This is a genomic window from Nonomuraea terrae (assembly GCF_044465245.1).
Lineage (GTDB): Bacteria > Actinomycetota > Actinomycetes > Streptosporangiales > Streptosporangiaceae > Nonomuraea > Nonomuraea terrae.
The window spans coordinates 110,249-126,653 of the sequence record NZ_JBITLL010000010.1; the positions used below are offsets into that span (position 1 = coordinate 110,249).

Annotated in this window: 19 protein-coding genes; 6 read left to right on the forward strand and 13 right to left on the reverse strand. The window is 69.1% G+C overall.

Annotated elements, in window-relative coordinates; translation table 11 throughout:
* Positions 1 to 7: 7 nt before the first annotated feature.
* The 3 genes from ACIBP6_RS45885 to ACIBP6_RS45895 are packed head-to-tail and all read left to right on the forward strand — an operon-like array spanning position 8 to position 2,480.
* Entirely contained in the window at positions 8 to 724 is a 717-nt protein-coding gene (locus ACIBP6_RS45885) for an ABC transporter permease (RefSeq protein ID WP_397061463.1), read from the forward strand.
* 20 nt (positions 725 to 744) lie between these two features.
* Positions 745 to 2,016, forward strand: coding sequence for an AAA family ATPase (locus ACIBP6_RS45890; RefSeq protein ID WP_397061465.1), 1,272 nt, complete (start codon positions 745 to 747; stop codon positions 2,014 to 2,016).
* Positions 2,017 to 2,024: 8 nt separating this feature from the next.
* A complete protein-coding gene (locus tag ACIBP6_RS45895) occupies positions 2,025 to 2,480 on the forward strand; it encodes a hypothetical protein (RefSeq protein ID WP_397061467.1) in 456 nt (151 codons plus the stop codon).
* Between the two features lie 45 nt (positions 2,481 to 2,525).
* Here ACIBP6_RS45895 and glmM read toward each other — a convergent pair whose 3' ends face one another.
* The 3 genes from glmM to rplM are packed head-to-tail and all read right to left on the reverse strand — an operon-like array spanning position 2,526 to position 4,865.
* Positions 2,526 to 3,872 carry a phosphoglucosamine mutase gene (gene glmM / locus ACIBP6_RS45900; protein WP_132622011.1) on the reverse strand — a complete coding sequence of 449 codons (1,347 nt, stop codon included), beginning with the start codon at positions 3,870 to 3,872 and terminating at the stop codon, positions 2,526 to 2,528.
* A gap of 1 nt (position 3,873) precedes the next feature.
* Complete coding sequence (gene rpsI, locus ACIBP6_RS45905; RefSeq protein ID WP_132622013.1) at positions 3,874 to 4,395, reverse strand: 30S ribosomal protein S9; 522 nt, start codon at positions 4,393 to 4,395, stop codon at positions 3,874 to 3,876.
* Between the two features lie 26 nt (positions 4,396 to 4,421).
* Entirely contained in the window at positions 4,422 to 4,865 is a 444-nt protein-coding gene (gene rplM / locus ACIBP6_RS45910) for a 50S ribosomal protein L13 (protein ID WP_132622015.1), read from the reverse strand.
* A gap of 368 nt (positions 4,866 to 5,233) precedes the next feature.
* Between rplM and ACIBP6_RS45915 the strand changes: the two genes are divergently transcribed.
* The 3 genes from ACIBP6_RS45915 to ACIBP6_RS45925 all read left to right on the forward strand — a co-directional run bounded on the left by ACIBP6_RS45915 (position 5,234) and on the right by ACIBP6_RS45925 (position 10,116).
* Entirely contained in the window at positions 5,234 to 5,917 is a 684-nt protein-coding gene (locus ACIBP6_RS45915; protein WP_397061469.1) for a CAP domain-containing protein, read from the forward strand.
* A gap of 24 nt (positions 5,918 to 5,941) precedes the next feature.
* Positions 5,942 to 6,943, forward strand: coding sequence for a hypothetical protein (locus ACIBP6_RS45920; RefSeq protein WP_397061471.1), 1,002 nt, complete (start codon positions 5,942 to 5,944; stop codon positions 6,941 to 6,943).
* Positions 6,944 to 7,041: 98 nt separating this feature from the next.
* A complete protein-coding gene (locus tag ACIBP6_RS45925) occupies positions 7,042 to 10,116 on the forward strand; it encodes a hypothetical protein (protein ID WP_397061473.1) in 3,075 nt (1,024 codons plus the stop codon).
* Here the strand turns inward: ACIBP6_RS45925 and truA are convergent.
* The 10 genes from truA to map all read right to left on the reverse strand — a co-directional run bounded on the left by truA (position 10,081) and on the right by map (position 16,372).
* The gene (truA, locus tag ACIBP6_RS45930; protein ID WP_132617282.1) at positions 10,081 to 10,959 is read right to left on the reverse strand and encodes a tRNA pseudouridine(38-40) synthase TruA; all 879 of its coding nucleotides are present in this window, start codon (positions 10,957 to 10,959) and stop codon (positions 10,081 to 10,083) included. The genes ACIBP6_RS45925 and truA overlap by 36 nt on opposite strands.
* 77 nt (positions 10,960 to 11,036) lie before the next feature.
* The gene (gene rplQ, locus ACIBP6_RS45935; protein WP_397061475.1) at positions 11,037 to 11,585 is read right to left on the reverse strand and encodes a 50S ribosomal protein L17; all 549 of its coding nucleotides are present in this window, start codon (positions 11,583 to 11,585) and stop codon (positions 11,037 to 11,039) included.
* A 118-nt stretch (positions 11,586 to 11,703) separates the two neighbouring features.
* Positions 11,704 to 12,720 carry a DNA-directed RNA polymerase subunit alpha gene (locus tag ACIBP6_RS45940; protein ID WP_132617278.1) on the reverse strand — a complete coding sequence of 339 codons (1,017 nt, stop codon included), beginning with the start codon at positions 12,718 to 12,720 and terminating at the stop codon, positions 11,704 to 11,706.
* A 103-nt stretch (positions 12,721 to 12,823) separates the two neighbouring features.
* Positions 12,824 to 13,450 (reverse strand): 30S ribosomal protein S4, encoded by a 627-nt coding sequence (rpsD, locus tag ACIBP6_RS45945; protein WP_132617276.1) that lies wholly within the window; start codon positions 13,448 to 13,450, stop codon positions 12,824 to 12,826.
* 19 nt (positions 13,451 to 13,469) lie between these two features.
* On the reverse strand, positions 13,470 to 13,874 hold the full coding sequence (gene rpsK, locus ACIBP6_RS45950; RefSeq protein WP_020542285.1) for a 30S ribosomal protein S11: 405 nt from the start codon (positions 13,872 to 13,874) through the stop codon (positions 13,470 to 13,472).
* 45 nt (positions 13,875 to 13,919) lie between these two features.
* Entirely contained in the window at positions 13,920 to 14,300 is a 381-nt protein-coding gene (gene rpsM / locus ACIBP6_RS45955; protein ID WP_132617274.1) for a 30S ribosomal protein S13, read from the reverse strand.
* A gap of 218 nt (positions 14,301 to 14,518) precedes the next feature.
* Positions 14,519 to 14,632 carry a 50S ribosomal protein L36 gene (rpmJ, locus tag ACIBP6_RS45960; protein WP_003956441.1) on the reverse strand — a complete coding sequence of 38 codons (114 nt, stop codon included), beginning with the start codon at positions 14,630 to 14,632 and terminating at the stop codon, positions 14,519 to 14,521.
* Positions 14,633 to 14,656: 24 nt separating this feature from the next.
* A complete protein-coding gene (gene infA, locus ACIBP6_RS45965; protein WP_012887858.1) occupies positions 14,657 to 14,878 on the reverse strand; it encodes a translation initiation factor IF-1 in 222 nt (73 codons plus the stop codon).
* A 237-nt stretch (positions 14,879 to 15,115) separates the two neighbouring features.
* A complete protein-coding gene (locus ACIBP6_RS45970; protein WP_397061478.1) occupies positions 15,116 to 15,544 on the reverse strand; it encodes a DUF1707 domain-containing protein in 429 nt (142 codons plus the stop codon).
* A gap of 18 nt (positions 15,545 to 15,562) precedes the next feature.
* Positions 15,563 to 16,372: a type I methionyl aminopeptidase gene (gene map / locus ACIBP6_RS45975; protein WP_397061480.1), complete on the reverse strand. Its 810-nt coding sequence runs from the start codon at positions 16,370 to 16,372 to the stop codon at positions 15,563 to 15,565.
* Positions 16,373 to 16,405: the final 33 nt, after the last annotated feature.

Below are 16,405 nucleotides of genomic sequence, written 5' to 3' on the forward strand. Positions count from 1 at the left end.
AGAGGCAGTGAACACAGTCGTTGCCGGCATCACCTACCGAGCGCTGCTCGGTCGGCGGCGGATCATCCTGCTCCTGCTGCTGCCCCTCGGCCTGATCGCCCTGGCCGTGCTGCTGCGCTTCTTCGGCGGCAACGACCAGCCCACGGCCGTCGGCCTGATGCAGAGCTTCGCCATCGGCACCATGCTGCCGCTGCTGGGCCTCATCGCGGGCACCGGCGTCATCGCCCCCGAGATCGACGACGGCACGATCATCCACCTGATGTCCAAGCCGATCTCCCGCCCGGTCATCGCCCTGACGAAGTTCGCGGTGGCGGTCACAATGCTGGCCGTCTTCGCGGCCCTGCCCACGTACGTCGCCGCCTGGCTCCTGGTCGGCAACGAGGACCGCATCGCCGCCGGCTTCGCCGCCGGATCCCTGGCGGCCGGCATCGCGTACGCCGCCGTCTTCCTCCTGCTCGGCGTCGTCACCCGGCACGCGGTCACGATCGGCATCATCTACGCCCTGGTGTGGGAGAGCCTGGTGGGCAACCTCCTGGCGGGCGCCCGTACGTACTCGATCCAGCGCTGGGGCCAGTCCATCGCCGACCAGATCTCCACCTCGGCCTTCTTCGAAGCCGACGTCTCCCTGAGCTTCGCCGTCCCGGCCCTGCTGATCGTCACCGTCGCCGCCGTCCTGTGGGCCGGCCACCGCCTACGCGCCTTCTCCCTCACGGGCGACGAGTAGATCGCCTGTATGTTGGCCCTATGCCTGCGCGCCTGACCGAGCTGCGGCTGACCGAGTTCAAGACCTTCCGCGACGCCGTGCTGCCCATCGGCGACGTAACCGTACTCGTCGGCCGCAACAGCAGCGGGAAATCAAACGCGCTCGACGCCTTGGACGCGTTGTCCCGATTGGCGGAGGGTCGCGACGTCGTCGACGTGCTCGACGGCAGGCGCGGAGACGAGGGACCGTTGCGGGGCGGGATAGCCGGTTGCCCACCGCACGGTGGTGACGAGTTCGAGATCGGCTGCACGGTGATCAACCCCGACCGCGCGGCTGATGACTACTGCACCGCCGTCGACTTCGACGTTCGCGTCCGCCTCAGTCCCAAGCCGAAAATCGTAAAAGAGGCCATGACGGGCTGGTACGGAAGCGCCGACAGCCCCCGAAGCGGGCGAAATGACCTTATTCTCACCATCGAAGAGGTCGCCCGCGAGTCAGCGGCGATCATCCTTCCCGCCTTGGTGAAGTTCATCAACCGCGAGCAGCTTCAGGGGGACCGCCCAGCCCTCACGCTGAGCTACGCCGCTGACGACGTGTTCACGGCCCTCCGCGGCATCTTCCACCTCGATCCCGTCCCTCACCTGATGCGCCAGTACGTCCCCGGCCATGACACCCGGATACGCAGAACGGCGGAGAACCTCTCCGCCGTGATCGCCGAGATGTGCGAGAGCGCGCCGGCAGAGTTCCACGAGCTGCTACGCCGCACCAGATCGCTCGTAGAGCACGAGATCACGGATATCGAACTCGTGCGATCAGATCTCGGTGACGTCATGCTCGCGCTACGCGAAGGCGCATCGATCACACCGGCACGCGAGATGAGCGACGGCCTCCTCCGTTTCATGGCTGTCTCCACCACGTTGATCGGCCAGGGACAGAACCTCGACTTGGGCCGCCGCCACCTCACGTCGCCCACCTTGGTCATCGAAGAACTTGAGAACGGCCTCCACCCCTCGCAGGCGTCCCAGCTTCTCGACCTGGTGAAGGCGACGACCGGCGCACAGGTGATCTTCACCACGCACAGCCCCGCCCTGCTCTCTGCGCTCGCCGCTGAAGATCACAACCACGTGATCGTCAGCACCAGAGATCGCGCCACCGGGAGGTCCCGCCTGACCAGGCTCCCCGACATAGAGGGTTACCCGAGTCTCATGGCCCAAGGCGACCTCGGCTCTGTCGTGACTTCGGGCGCCCTGGAACGGTCTCCGAAACGCGGCTTCACCGAGTTCGACCGGCTGATGGGGATCGATCAGCAGTGAGCCACCGAGTGGAGTTCGTCGACACCACGATCCTCTGCAACCTGCTCGACGTCCCGGGCCGGAACCAGAGCCGGGCCGCGGTCGTGGACGAACTGGCGAAGGACAAGCGTCAGTGCAGTCTCGTCCTCCCGGTCACCGCGGTCATCGAGACCGGCAACCACATCGCGCAATTACCGGACGGCCGCCTGCGCCGCTACTACGCCGACAAGCTCTCGAAACTCCTGGAGCTGGTCATCGACGGCCAGGCACCCTGGGTGTTGCACACCATGGTCTGGGGAGCCGAGTTCCTGCGCTCCCTCATCGACGGCGCCGGAACCGGCGTCCCGCTGTCCGACCACGCCATGCGCAAGCTCGGTCTGGGCGATCTGTGCATCCTCGCCGAACGCGAGCTCTACCGCAGCCGCGTGACCGGCGTCGAGGTGGCCATCTGGACCCTGGACGACCAGCTCAGATCCCATGCATGAAAGAGATCGGGCACGACGCGGCGTCGTACCCGATCTCGAGAAAACTCAGACGCAGGCCTTGCGGACGACGTCGGCGAGGCGGTCGGCCACCTGGTTGGCGTGTTCCTCCGACGCGGCCTCGACCATGACGCGGATCATCGGCTCCGTGCCGCTCGGCCGGATCAGGACGCGGCCCGTCTCGCCCAGCTCCGCCTCCGCCTCAGCGACGGCGGCGACGAGCTCGGGCACCGAGGCCTTGCCCTTGTCGACGTCCTTGACGTTGATCAGGATCTGCGGCAGCGGCGTCATCACCGAGGCCAGCTCCTTCAGTGTCACGCCCGACTTGGCCACCACGCCCAGCAGGTGGAGCGAGGTGAGCAGGCCGTCACCCGTGGTGGCGTGGTCGAGCATGATGACGTGACCCGACTGTTCGCCGCCCAGGTTGTAGCCGTCGGACTTCATCCGTTCGAGGACGTAGCGGTCGCCCACCGCGGTCTCCACCACGGTGATGCCCGCGTCGCGCATCGCCAGCTTGAAGCCCAGGTTGGACATCACGGTCGCGACCACGGTGTCCTTGGTCAGCCGGCCCTCACGGTGCATGGCGGCGGCCAGGATCGCCATGATGTGGTCGCCGTCGATGATCGCGCCCGTGTGGTCGACCGCCAGGCAGCGGTCGGCGTCGCCGTCGTAGGCCACGCCCAGGTCGGCCCCGCGCGACACGACGACCTGCTGGAGTTTGTCCAGGTGGGTCGAGCCGTGACCGGCGTTGATGTTGAGGCCGTCAGGACGGGCGCCGATGGCCTCCACCCTGGCTCCCGCGCGCAGGAGCGCCTCCGGGGCCACCATGTGGGCGGCGCCGTGGGCGCAGTCGACCACGATGTTCAGCCCGTCGAGCGAGGCGTCCACCGTGGTCAGCACATGGGAGATGTAACGGTCGGCCTCACCGTAGGCGTCGCGTACGCGGCCCACGCCGGAACCGACCGGGAAGCTCCACTCCTCGCCCAGCCGCCGCTCGATCTCGTCCTCGACCGCGTCGGACAGCTTGAAGCCGCCGCGCGCCAGGAACTTGATGCCGTTGTCGGGCGCCGGGTTGTGCGACGCCGACAACATCACGCCGAGGTCGGCGCCGAGCGCGGCGGTCAGATGGGCGACGGCCGGGGTGGGCAGCACGCCGAGGCGCAGCACGTCCACACCGGACGCCGCAAGGCCGGCGACCACGGCGGCCTCGAGAAACTCTCCCGAGGCACGCGGGTCCCGGCCCACGACCGCCACCGGACGACGCCCGGTGGCGGCGAAAGCGCCTGCATCGCCGAGGACATGAGCGGCCGCCACGGACAGGTCCATGGCGAGCTGCGCAGTGAGGTCGCGGCCCGCGACCCCACGTACCCCGTCGGTGCCGAAAAGGCGCCCCAATTTAGCGCTTGCTGTACTGCGGAGCCTTGCGGGCCTTCTTGAGGCCGTACTTCTTCCGCTCCGTGGCGCGGGCGTCACGGGTGAGGAAGCCGGCCTTCTTCAGCGGCGGACGGTTGACCTCGACGTCCAGGACGGACAGCGCGCGGGACAGGCCCATGCGCAGCGCACCGGCCTGGCCGGTCACGCCGCCACCGTCGATGCGCGCGATGACGTCGAACGCCTCCTCGGCGCCGAGCACGACGAACGGCTCGTTGACGATCTGCTGGTGAACCTTGTTCGGGAAGTAGGTGTCCAGCGGACGACCGTTGATCGTCCACTTGCCGGTGCCAGGGACGATGCGCACGCGGGCGATCGCCTCCTTGCGGCGGCCGGTACCGTACGAGTTGCCCGTGGTAACGGGCTTGCGCACGGGAGCGTCAGCGCTGGCGGCGGACTCGGTGGTGTACTCGGACGGGAAGTCCTCGCCGGAGAATTCCTCCAGCTCGGCCTCGACGGGCGTCTCGACACCGGTGGGCTCAGCCACGGTTCTCCTCTGAATCTTTCGAACTACTACTGGGCGATCTGGGTGATCTGGAACGGCACCGGCTGCTGGGCCTGGTGCGGGTGCTCGGAACCCGCGTAGACCTTCAGCTTCTTGGCCATCTTCCGGCCGAGGGAGTTCTTCGGAAGCATGCCCTTGACGGCCTTCTCGACGGCCTTGTCCGGCCGCTTCTCCATGAGCTCGCCGTACGAGACGGAACGCAGACCGCCCGGGTAGCCCGAGTGGCGGTACGCCTTCTTCTGCTCAAGCTTGTTGCCGGTCAGCGCGATCTTGTCCGCGTTGATGACGATGACGAAGTCACCGGTGTCGACGTGGTTGGCGAAGATCGGCTTGTGCTTGCCGCGGAGCAGGGTCGCGACGTGGCTGGCCAGCCGGCCCAGCACGACATCGGTCGCGTCGATGACGTACCACTGACGCTGGACGTCGGCGGGCTTCGGTGAGTACGTGCGCACGGTCGTAGCCTTCTTTATGCTCGCGTCTTCGGCGCTGTCGGATGCGACAGCTACATGGTCGGTCGGTGCGGGCACACGACGGCCCGGACCTTCCGTCTCCTCAGCACGGGAGATGACGCCGGACGCGCCGCGCATTGGTCACGCGGACCTATGCACACAACGAACGTGAGGCTACCTGCCCTAAGGCGTGCTGGTCAAAAGACCGGTAACCTCGCACGATTCTACCTGATCGCAGAACGGTTCGATTTCGTTTCCCTCGGCCCCCTTCTTTCCCATCACCCGACATCCCTATCGTTGGCGTCGGTATGTGGCAGAGCTCTCACACCCGGCCATCCCAGCGGGGCCCTCGGCGCCGGAGCCATCTGGGCGTGCTGGCCTGCCTCACGGCCGTGCTGTTCACCGGCGTGCTGATCGGCCGCCTCAGCGACGAGGCCGAGCCGGCCCGCCACGTCTACCTGCAGGAAACGGTCCCGCCCGCGGCCGCCACGACCAGCTCCGCGCCCCCGGACAAGGCCCGGCCGCAGGCGGAGATGATCCCCCGGCAGACCACGCCCAGCAGGCCCCGGCGCGCGGTCCCCAAGGCGTCCAAGAGCCCCGAGAACCGGGTTCCCGGCTTCAACGCCCCCGACGACCCCGTGTTGCGCTCGGAGCGGAGCGGCGGCGTGCGGGTGCTCGCCACCATGGCGAGGCGCGTCGTCTCGCTCACCAACGCCGCGAGGTCCCGGCACGGCTGCCGCCCGCTGCGCGTGGACGACGGTCTCATGCGCTCCGCCCGTACGCACGCGGTGGAGATGGCCCGTACGGGGCTGCTCTCGCACAACTCCCCCGACGGCGCGTCGCCCTGGGTCCGGATGGAGCGCGCGGGCTACGGCTGGGGCGCCGCGGAGAACATCGGCGCCGGATACAACAACCCCGAAGAGGCCGTACGCGGTTGGCTGGACACCCCCGACCACCGCAGGAACATCCTCAACTGCGGCCTGAAGGCCATCGGCGTGGGCGTCGCCTCAGGCCCCGGAGGCCCGTGGTGGACCCAAGACTTCGGAACCCGCTGACGTACATCACGGTAATGTCGCCGCATGGGTTTTCCCGAGGAACGTGAAAACGGCATGGGCGGCTCCCCGTTCGGCGGCGCCCCCTACGGGATGGCGCCAGCCCCCAGGAACGCCGGCGGCCCTCCCCCGGAGCAGCAGGAACAGCCGGAGCCCGCGCCGGAGGGCCGCAAATCCCGTCGCTCCCGCAAGCAGCGCGCCGCCGAGCCTCCCACCGACTTCGCCGGCGAGACCGACACGATCGCGTCCGGCGACCGTAAGCCCTCCGAGCCGATCCCGCAGAGCCGGATCGGATGGAGCCCGTACGACGAGGGGCCGCGCTCGCGCGCCCCGCTGTGGTTCGCGATCGGCGGAGTGGCGGTGCTCGGGCTGTTCGGCGGCGGGCTGGCCATGATGTTCAACGCCGACGCCCCGGCCGCCCAGGAGACCACCGCGGTCCGCCAGACCTCGGTGCCGCTGCCGTCGGTCCCGCCCGGCAAGTACGGCTTCGCCGAAGACCGCAAGACCGACCCGGAGCCGATCACGGTCAAGGAGCTCTTCGGCACGAAGAAGAAGTTCTCCGTCTCCGACCGCGGCTACGAGATGACGATCACCAGCAAGGACAAGAAGTGCACCGACGGCGCTCTGGGCGACAAGCTCCAGAAGGCGCTCAAGGACGCCAAGTGCACCCAGTTCGTCCGGGCCAGCTTCCGTGACAAGGAAGGCAAGGTGATCGGCACGGTCGGCGTGGCCAACCTCCAGTCGAGCAAGCTGGCCGGCAAGGTCGCCAAGTCCGGCGACACAGAAAACTACGTCAAACCGCTCGCCGGCAAGGACAGCGTCACCAAGTTCCTCGGCTCGGGCAGCGGCGGCGCCAAGGTCTCGACGTACGGCCACTACGCGGTCCTCGTCTGGTTCCAGAACAAGGACGGCACCAAGCCCGACTCCAAGGGTTCCAAGCGCATCAGCGAGGCCATCGACGACATCACCAAGACCACGGTTTTCAAGGCCCTGGACAACCGGACGCTGACGGGAAGCCCGCTGACCTGAGTCGCTTTGTGTGACCAAGGCCCCCAAACGGGGCCGGTGATGCTTCTGGGAACACCCATACCGGCCTAACGATCTCGCTCTCTCGCTAGGCTCCAGCTATGCGTGGCCAGGAACCCGGGTCTGAGCACGATCGCAGGGCGGCCGGCGGCTCGGCCGCACCCGCGACGCCACCGCCGAGCTTCGGCCAGACCGACGGGCAAGACGTATCACCGGCGTTTCCTCCGTCCCATCGGGCGGCGGAGGCCGAGCCGCGCCCTGCCGCCCCGCCGTGGGAGGTGGCCGACGCCGACGCCACCCCGTACGACTGGCACACCGATCCCGCCGCGGCCCCGGCAGCCACGCCCTACGCCGACACCGATCCCAGCGGCACCCCCGTCTCCAGATCCCCCCAGCCCTACCCCAACCCCTACGCGAACGACCCCGCCCAGCCCGACGCCGCCGGCCGCCACACCGCGTCCTCACCGGACGCCTCCGGCGGCCACCCACCGCGCCTCACCCCGCCAGGCACACCCGGCGCCCGGCCCAGCGCCCCCGCGACGCCCTTCGGCGCACCTCACGCGCCCGGCACACCCTCCGGCACAGGCAACGTGCCCGGTACGCCCGGCACAGGCAACCTGCCGGGTAGGCAGCCGAGCGCGCCGAACGTGCCAGGTGCGCCGCCCGGCGGAGCCGGAGTCCCAGGCATGTATCCGGGCAAGTTCGGCATATCAGGGCACCGGGCACAGGACCCGCGTCCGTGGAACGAGCCGGAAAGCGGGCAGGGGCAGCAGCCCGGTGGCTGGACCAAGCCGGTGGTGCCAGGCGCGCCGCCGTGGGAGCCGCCGCCCGCGTTCACCGCCGCCGCGGCCGGCATGCCGGTGTGGCCGCCGCCCGTCTCCGAGCCGCACGCCCTGCCACCGTGGCCCGCCGCCACCGGCGAACTCGTCGCGGAGCCCGACGAGCCGAGCCTGCCGCCACCGTTCGACCCGAACGCCACCAACCCGGAGGGCCTCACCAGCTCGCCCCACGGCGTTCCCCCGGACACCACCGACCACGCCAGGTGGGCATCCGCGGCCTCTCAGCACGCCATGGACACCCCCGTGGGGTCCCCGCCCGAGGCGGGTCTCTCTGACGCCACGCGCCCAGGCGTCGTGATCAATCGCACGCCCCACCCCGGCGCGCCCGATCCCAGCCGCCCGCGTCCCGGCGCGCCCGGGCCAGGAACGTCTCAGCCCGACTCCGGCGAACACGACACCACCCTGAACGCCCCCAGGCCCGGCACAACGCATCCCGTCACCGCCGGACCAGGCGCTCCCCGCGAGGGGGCCGTCCCTCCTGGGCCGCGAGACACCGCGGGCCCAGCACACCCGGGCACCGCGCACGACGGACCCACGTACGGCGCCCCCGCGCACGCCGACCCCGCGCACGCCGGCACCATGCACGCGGACACCGACGAGGCCGCAGGCCACCAGCCCTGGCCCGGGCAGCCGGGAAGCTTCCGTCCGGGCACCGCCCCCGCGGACCCCAGACTCGGCGCTGCCACGGAGCCCTTGTCGACCCGCGCTGCCACGGAGCCTTTGTCCACACTCCCGGGAGCCACACCGCCCGCGCACCCCTCACAGCCCGAGGGGCCGCATACCGGCCACAGCGATACTGGCCACAGCGCTACCGGCCACAGCGACGCAGGCCACCCCGACACGGCGGGCAGCCCCGCAGGCCACGGCAACGCGGACGAAAGACACGGCTTCCTGGCCGCCCCCGTCGCATCCGACCAGCACGAGCACACCGCGCAGAACGACCACGCCTTCGCGGAAGACCACACGTACGCGGATCCCGGCGAACAGTACGAGCCGGACGCCCACTTCGGCCACGCCGCTCACGACGAGACCGCGCGCCCGCACCACTCCGCGCATCAGTCACAGCGCCAGCACCCAGAGCCGTCAGCGCAACACCCGGGACACCCCCGGCAAGCACCGGCCCAGCACGACGGACACCCGGCGCAGGCAACACCCTCAGGTGCCCAACACCCGGCCCACCCGCAGGACACGCCTGCCCACCCCGGCCACCCGCCACAGGCCGACCAGCCTGGCCCGCCCTACGCCCAGCACGCCGGCGACCCCGCGTACCAGACACATCCGCGACAGCCACTAGAGTCCCAGCAGCAGCACCACGCACAACGCCCAGAAGACATGGGGACGCAGCCGTTCGCGGTAAGAGGCGCCCCTCTCCCAGACCCGCACACCGACACCCCAGACACGACGAACCCGTCCGACGCCCGTACCCCCGCGCCCGGCGACGTCCCCGTCTGGCCCCCCACTCCCCCGGCCGGTGACAAACTGCCCGAGCTCCCGTTCCCCAAAGAAACCTGGGGCCAGAAGCCGCTCAACCTCCCCGCCCAGCGGACGGGCGGCCCGGTGTTCCCGCCTGGAGCGTTCAAACAGCCTCCGTTCCAGACCCCGCCCCCACCGCCGCCACCCGGCAAGAGCAAGCGCGCGCTGCTCGTCACGCTGGGCGCGCTGGCGCTGGCCGGCGTGGCGACCGGCGGCTTCTTCGCCTGGCAGGCGGTGAGCGCCCAAGGGCCGACGACGGCCGCCGCCCGCCCCAGCCCGTCGCAGCCGCCGGCCTCGGCGGAGGCGGGCCCGTCCGCTGACGCCTCGGGCACGTCCGTCCTCAACTCCGAGAAGACCGACCCGCAGACGTTGTCGTTGTCGGAGGCGTTCCCGAAGAAGAAGGTGACGGCGGCGGGCGCGACGTTCACCCGGGTCAAGGCGCAGCTGGAGACGACCTGCGAGAAGGCGGCCACGGGCGCGTTCGCCGACGCGCTCGACGAGCACGGGTGCAGTCGCGTCCTGCGGGCCACGTACGTCGACGGCAAGCGCCGCTACGCGGTCACCACGGGCATCGCCGTCTTCCCCGACAAGAATGCCGCGACCGCCGCGGACCAGGCGAAAGACCTCTCCAGCAACGTCTGGTTCCGCCCGCTGCCCGGCCCCGCGGACTCGGGCGCCGAACGCGTGCACATCGCGGGCGGCTACGCGGCCGGCCTGGTGTGGGGCCGCTACATCGTCTTCACCTACGCCACCCACGCCGACGGCCGCACGCCGACCTCCAAGGAGAAGACGCTGCCCGAGGTCAGCGGGGCGTTCCGCGACGAGACGTCACTCGTCCTGGAGCGCCGCGTCACCAACGACTGAGAGCGTACGCACCCGCCGCGTGGCCTCGGCCCGCGCGGCGAGCTCCGCGTCGGACGGGTAGCCGACCTCCTCCAGGCACAGCCCGTGCGCGGGCGCCACGTGCACGCCGGAGTCACGGACGGCCCGGGCGAGCACCGCACCGGGCCACTCCACCGGCCGCCGCCCGTCGCCCGCCGCGAGCAGCGACCCGACGAGCGCCCGCACCATGGAGTGGCAGAACGCGTCCGCCACGACGGTGGCCACCAGCACGCCGTCGGGCTCGCGTACCCAGTCGAGGCGTTGCAGCTCCCTGATCGTCGTCGCGCCTTCGCGCTTCTTGCAGAACGCCGCGAAGTCATGCTCGCCGAGGAGCAGGGCGGCGGCCACGTTGAGCCGGCTGAGGTCGAGCGGCCGGTTGTGCCAGACGACCTCACGGCGCCGCAGTGGATCGACGCCGCCCGCCGCGTCGCCCACCCGGTAGGCGTACCGCCGGAAGAGGGCCGAGAAACGGGCGTCGAAGCCCTCAGGAGCCACACAGACGCGCCGAACCCGTACATCAAGGGGCAAGACCCCACCAAGCCGTCTCACGAGTGCAGAGAGCCGTTCATCGACGCTCTGCGGCCCGCGGTTGCCGTCGAGCTCGGCCAGCGACTCCTCCGGCACGTCCACGTGGGCGACCTGCCCGCGCGCGTGCACGCCGGCGTCGGTGCGCCCGGCCACGGTGAGCATGGCGGGCTCCGCCAGCCGCAGGATCCGGCCGAGCGCCTGCTCGATCTCCCCCTGGACGGTACGCCGCCCCGGCTGCCTGGCCCATCCCGAGAAGTCGGTCCCGTCGTAGGCGAGATCGAGACGGAGCCGTACCACGATGATCCTCCTCCGAAAACGGAAACGGGCCCGGACCCCCGCGAGGGGGCCGGGCCCGTTCGAACCGGCCTGTGAGATCAGGCCTCGTCCTTCTTCGCCTCGCCGGCTTCCTCAGCGGGGGCCTCAGCGGGGGCCTCAGCCTTGGGCTCAGTCGCCTCATCGGCCTTGCCCTCGGCCGGAGCCTCAGCAGCCTCGGTCTCCTCCGCGGCCGGCGCCGGGGCGGCGGCAGCGGCGGGCTCCGTGGTGCTGCGGGTCGTGACGGCGTTCAGCGGCTCGCTCACCAGCTCGATGACCGCCATCGGGGCGTTGTCGCCCTTACGCGCGCCGATCTTGGTGATGCGGGTGTAGCCGCCGGGACGCTCCGCGAACTGCGGCGCGATCTCGGTGAAGAGGTGGTGCACGACGCCCTTGTCCCGAACGACGGTCAGGACCTGGCGACGGTTGTGGATGTCGCCCTTCTTCGCCTTGGTGATCAGGCGCTCCGCCAGCGGACGCAGGCGCTTGGCCTTCGTGACCGTCGTACGGATCTTGCCGTGGCGGAACAGATCGGTGGCGAGGTTCGCCAGGATCAGCCGCTCGTGCGCCGGGCTGCCGCCAAGACGTGCACCCTTGGTGGGCTTGGGCATTTCAGTTCTCCTCGTGGGTTAACCCGCCCCGGCCGTACCAGGTACCGGAGTCGGGCCGGCGCCGCGCATGGCACGGCGCCGTTACGTTCCCCCCGCGATTTGCCCCGCGGGGAAGATGTCAGTACTGCTCGGTCTCGACGTACGCGCTGTCGTCGTCGTCGTAGCCACCGCCGGCCACCGCGCTCGGGTCGAACCCGGGCGGGGAGTCCTTGAGCGCCAGCGACATCTCGTGCAGCTTCTGCTTGACCTCTTCGATCGACTTGGCGCCGAAGTTACGGATGTCGAGCAGGTCCTGCTCACTGCGGGCCACGAGCTCACCCACGGTGTGGATGCCCTCGCGCTTGAGGCAGTTGTACGAGCGGACGGTGAGGTTGAGCTCCTCGATCGGCAGCGCCAGGTCGGCCGCCAGGGCGGCGTCGGTGGGCGACGGGCCGATGTCGATGCCCTCGGCCTCGACGTTGAGCTCACGGGCCAGGCCGAACAGCTCGACGAGGGTCTTGCCGGCGGAGGCCACCGCGTCACGGGGCTTCATCGCGGCCTTGGTCTCGACGTCGAGAATGAGCCGGTCGAAGTCGGTGCGCTGCTCGACTCGGGTCGCCTCGACCTTGTAGGTGACCTTGAGCACCGGGGAGTAGATGGAGTCGATCGGGATGCGACCGATCTCCTGGCCCGGCTGCTTGTTCTGGGCCGCGGAGACGTAGCCGCGACCGCGCTCGACGGTCAGCTCCATCTCCAGCTTCGCCTTGCTGTTGAGCGTGGCGATGCGCAGCTCGGGGTTGTGCACCTCGACACCGGCCGGAGGCGCGATGTCGGCGGCGGTGACCTCACCCGGGCCCTGCTTGCGCAGGTACATCACGACCGGCTCGTCGTGCTCGGAGGAGACGACCAGCTCCTTGAGGTTGAGGATGATGTCGGTGACGTCTTCCTTGACCCCGGGAACGGTCGAGAACTCGTGCAGCACGCCCTCGATGCGGATGCTCGTCACGGCCGCGCCCGGAATGGAGGACAGCAGCGTGCGGCGCAGCGAGTTGCCGATGGTGTAGCCGAAGCCCGGCTCCAGCGGCTCGATGATGAATCGGGACCGGGTGTCGTCGATCGACTCTTCGAGAAGAGTCGGGCGCTGAGCGATCAGCATGTGGGTCTCCCCTTTTTCGTGTGGCGCCCGCTATATGACGCCACTCCGATAAACAGCCTAGTCCGGGTACGCGCGAACGCACCCGGACCAGAGGATCGAGCGACTACTTCGAGTAGTACTCGACGATGAGCTGCTCCTGGACCTGGGTGTCGATCTGCTGGCGAACCGGCAGCTGGTGAACCAGGACGCGGAGCTTGTCCGGCACGACGCCGAGCCACGCGGGAACGGTGCGCTCGCCGGCGGTGGCGCGAGCCACCTCGTACGGCAGCAGGTTGCGCTTGTTCTCGCGGACCTCGATGATGTCGTGCTCGCGAACGCGGTACGACGGGATGTCGACCTTCTTGCCGTTCACCAGGATGTGGCCGTGGCGCACCTGCTGGCGGGCGGCGTCACGCGACTGGGCGAAGCCGGCGCGGTAGACGACGTTGTCGAGACGGCTCTCCAGGATCTGGAGCAGCACCTCACCCGACTTGCCGCTCTTGCCGGCGGCTTCCTCGTAGTAGTTACGGAACTGCTTCTCGAGGACGCCGTAGATGCGGCGGGTCTTCTGCTTCTCACGAAGCTGAAGCTGGTACTCGGACTCCTTGGGGCGTCCGCGACCGTGCTCACCCGGCGGGTAAGGACGGATTTCGATGGGGCACTTGGCGGACTCGCACTTGCTGCCCTTGAGGAAGAGCTTGGTCTTCTCGCGACGGCAGAGCTTGCAGTCCGCGCCCGTGTAACGAGCCATTTCTCTGTATCTCCTGGGGTCAGACGCGGCGGCGCTTGGGCGGGCGGCAGCCGTTGTGCGGAACCGGGGTGACGTCCTGGATCGAGCCCACTTCCAGGCCGGTGGCCTGCAGCGAGCGGATCGCGGTCTCACGGCCGGAGCCGGGACCCTTCACGAAGACGTCGACCTTGCGCATGCCGTGCTCCATGGCCCGGCGGGCGGCGTTTTCCGCGGCCATCTGCGCGGCGAACGGGGTGGACTTACGGGAGCCCTTGAAACCCACGTGGCCGGCGCTGGCCCAGGAGATCACGTTCCCGTTCGGGTCGGTGATCGAGACGATCGTGTTGTTGAACGTGCTCTTGATGTGGGCGTGCCCGTGAGCGACGTTCTTCTTCTCCTTGCGGCGCACCTTCTTCGGTGCACCCTGACGGCTCTTAGGAGGCATCCTTTGCCTTCACTCCTGAGGTCTTCGGTCCCGCGGCTGCGAGGACTACTTCTTACCGGGCTTCTTCTTGCCGGCGACGGTCTTCTTCTTGCCCTTACGGGTACGCGCGTTGGTCTGCGTGCGCTGACCGTGGACCGGCAGGCCCTTGCGGTGCCGGATGCCCTGGTAGCAACCGATTTCGATCTTGCGACGGATGTCGGCCTGGACCTCGCGGCGCAGGTCACCCTCGATCTTGTAGTTCGCCTCGATGTAGTCACGCATCGGGACGAGCTCGGTGTCGGAGAGCTGGTGCACACGCAGGTCGCCGCTCACGCCGGTGGCCTGGAGAATCTCCTGGGCGCGGGTGCGGCCGATTCCGTAGATGTAGGTGAGAGCGATCTCCAGCCGCTTGTCGCGGGGGAGGTCGACGCCAACCAGGCGAGCCATGGTCGGGCATTCTCCTTCGTTGTGGCGGAGGTCTTGCGCCGCACTACCCCTCCCCAATGCCCGGGGTGAGGGCCCCGGCCTCCGACCGGGGGTGTCCCGAGTGGTTCGGACCTTCTGGAGGCCCGCCTTCTCAGGTGTGAGACGCGACTACTGTTTCAGGCTTCTCATGCGTCGAGTCCGCTCCCTGCCGGGGCGGACTCGGAGAAGCCTTGCGGCGACTAGCCCTGACGCTGCTTGTGGCGCAGGTTGTCGCAGATCACCATGACGCGACCGTGCCGGCGGATCACCTTGCACTTGTCGCAGATCTTCTTGACGCTCGGCTTAACCTTCATTGTCCTCTGTGTCCTCAGACGTTCTTACTTGTATCGGTAGACGATCCGCCCGCGACTGAGGTCGTAGGGGCTCAGTTCAACGACAACCCGGTCGTCAGGCAGAATCCGGATGTAGTGCATCCGCATCCGTCCGCTGATGTGGGCCAGGACCTTATGGCCGTTGTCGAGCTGCACCCGGAACATGGCGTTCGGGAGCGACTCGACCACAGTGCCCTCGATCTCGATGGCGCCGTCTTTCTTGGCCAAAATTCCTCGCGTTTCACTGATCGGTCGTCTGAGGCTCCGGTTCACTACGCAGCCGCGACCTCACGCTTCGAAGAGAGCGGCGGTCTGCAACGACCGCCGACGCGTGATAGTCATAGTGAGCCGACTAAGGAGTGTACGACACCCGCGCACAAAATGCGAAACGCGTGCCAGGTGCCCTGACACAACCACAGAGCAGTCTACCCCACCCGGCACGCACTCGAGCCCGCCGCCACGTGTCTACGAGCGCTTCGGCTTGTTGTCCCCGAAGACGGTGCTCACCAGCAGGATCACTCCCCACGGGCCCATCACCCACAGCGGCCAGGGATAGATCAGATCGCCCGAGGTGATGCTCACGATGAGCCAGATCACCCAGTTGACGCCGCTGGCCGCGGCCCAGGCGCCCCACGCCGCCAGCATGCCGGCGTGCTGCTCCTCTTTCTTCGCCGGCGCCGCCGACCTCTTCGCCGGAAGGTTACGCAGGTCGACGTCGGGCAGGTCGGCCGTCAGCTTGGTGAGCTCACCGTAGGTCTTGGTCTCGTAGAGCTGCTCCAACCGCTCGTGGAACTCCTCCATCGTGATGCGTCCCTGAGCGGTGTGCTCGCGAAGGATGGCGGCGACACGATCGCGGTCCGCGTCGGAGGCTCGCATCTCGGGGCTGTTCGCCATCCCACCCACTCCCGGGGGTCAGTTCTGCAGTTGGGCGAGGCGTTCTTCGCCTCCGTCGAGGGCAGTGAGCACCCAAGGACCATTATGTGTCACGGCGACGCTGTGTTCGAAGTGTGCGGAGCACTTCCCGTCGATCGTCACGACGGTCCAGTCGTCGGCCAGCACGCGGGTGCGCTCGGTGCCGAGGTTGACCATGGGCTCGACGGCCAGGCACATGCCCTCTTCGAGCAACGGGCCCCGGCCGGGCCTGCCGTGGTTGGCGATCCAGGGATCCATGTGCATCTCGGTGCCGATGCCGTGGCCGCCGTACTCGGCGGGGATGCCGTAGCGGCCCTGCGACTTGACGTACCGCTCGACCTCGTAGCCGATGTCCGACAGGTGGCGGCCGGGCGTCAGTGCGGCGATGCCGCGCCACATGGCCTCCTCGGTGACCCGCATCAGCTCGGTCAGCTTCGGGTCCACCTCACCCACCGGCACCGTGACGGCCGAGTCGCCGTGCCAGCCGTCGAGGATCGCGCCGCAGTCGATCGAGATGATGTCGCCCTCCTGCAGCTTGCGGGCGTTGGTCGGGATGCCGTGCACCACCTCGTCGTTCACCGACGCGCAGATGGTGGCGGGGAAGCCCTGGTAGCCCTTGAACGAAGGGACCGCGCCCGCGTCCCTGATCGCCTTCTCGGCGATGACGTCCAGGTCGAGCGGCGTCATGCCGGGCTCCACCGAACGCTTCAGCAGGTCGAGCGTGCGCCCCACCACGAGACCCGCCGCGCGCATCTTCTCGAGCTGCTCCGGCGCCTTGATCTGGATCCCGTGCCTGTTTCGTTTGAACATCGTCTGTCCCCCTGGGTCTCAACGGGCCGCTAT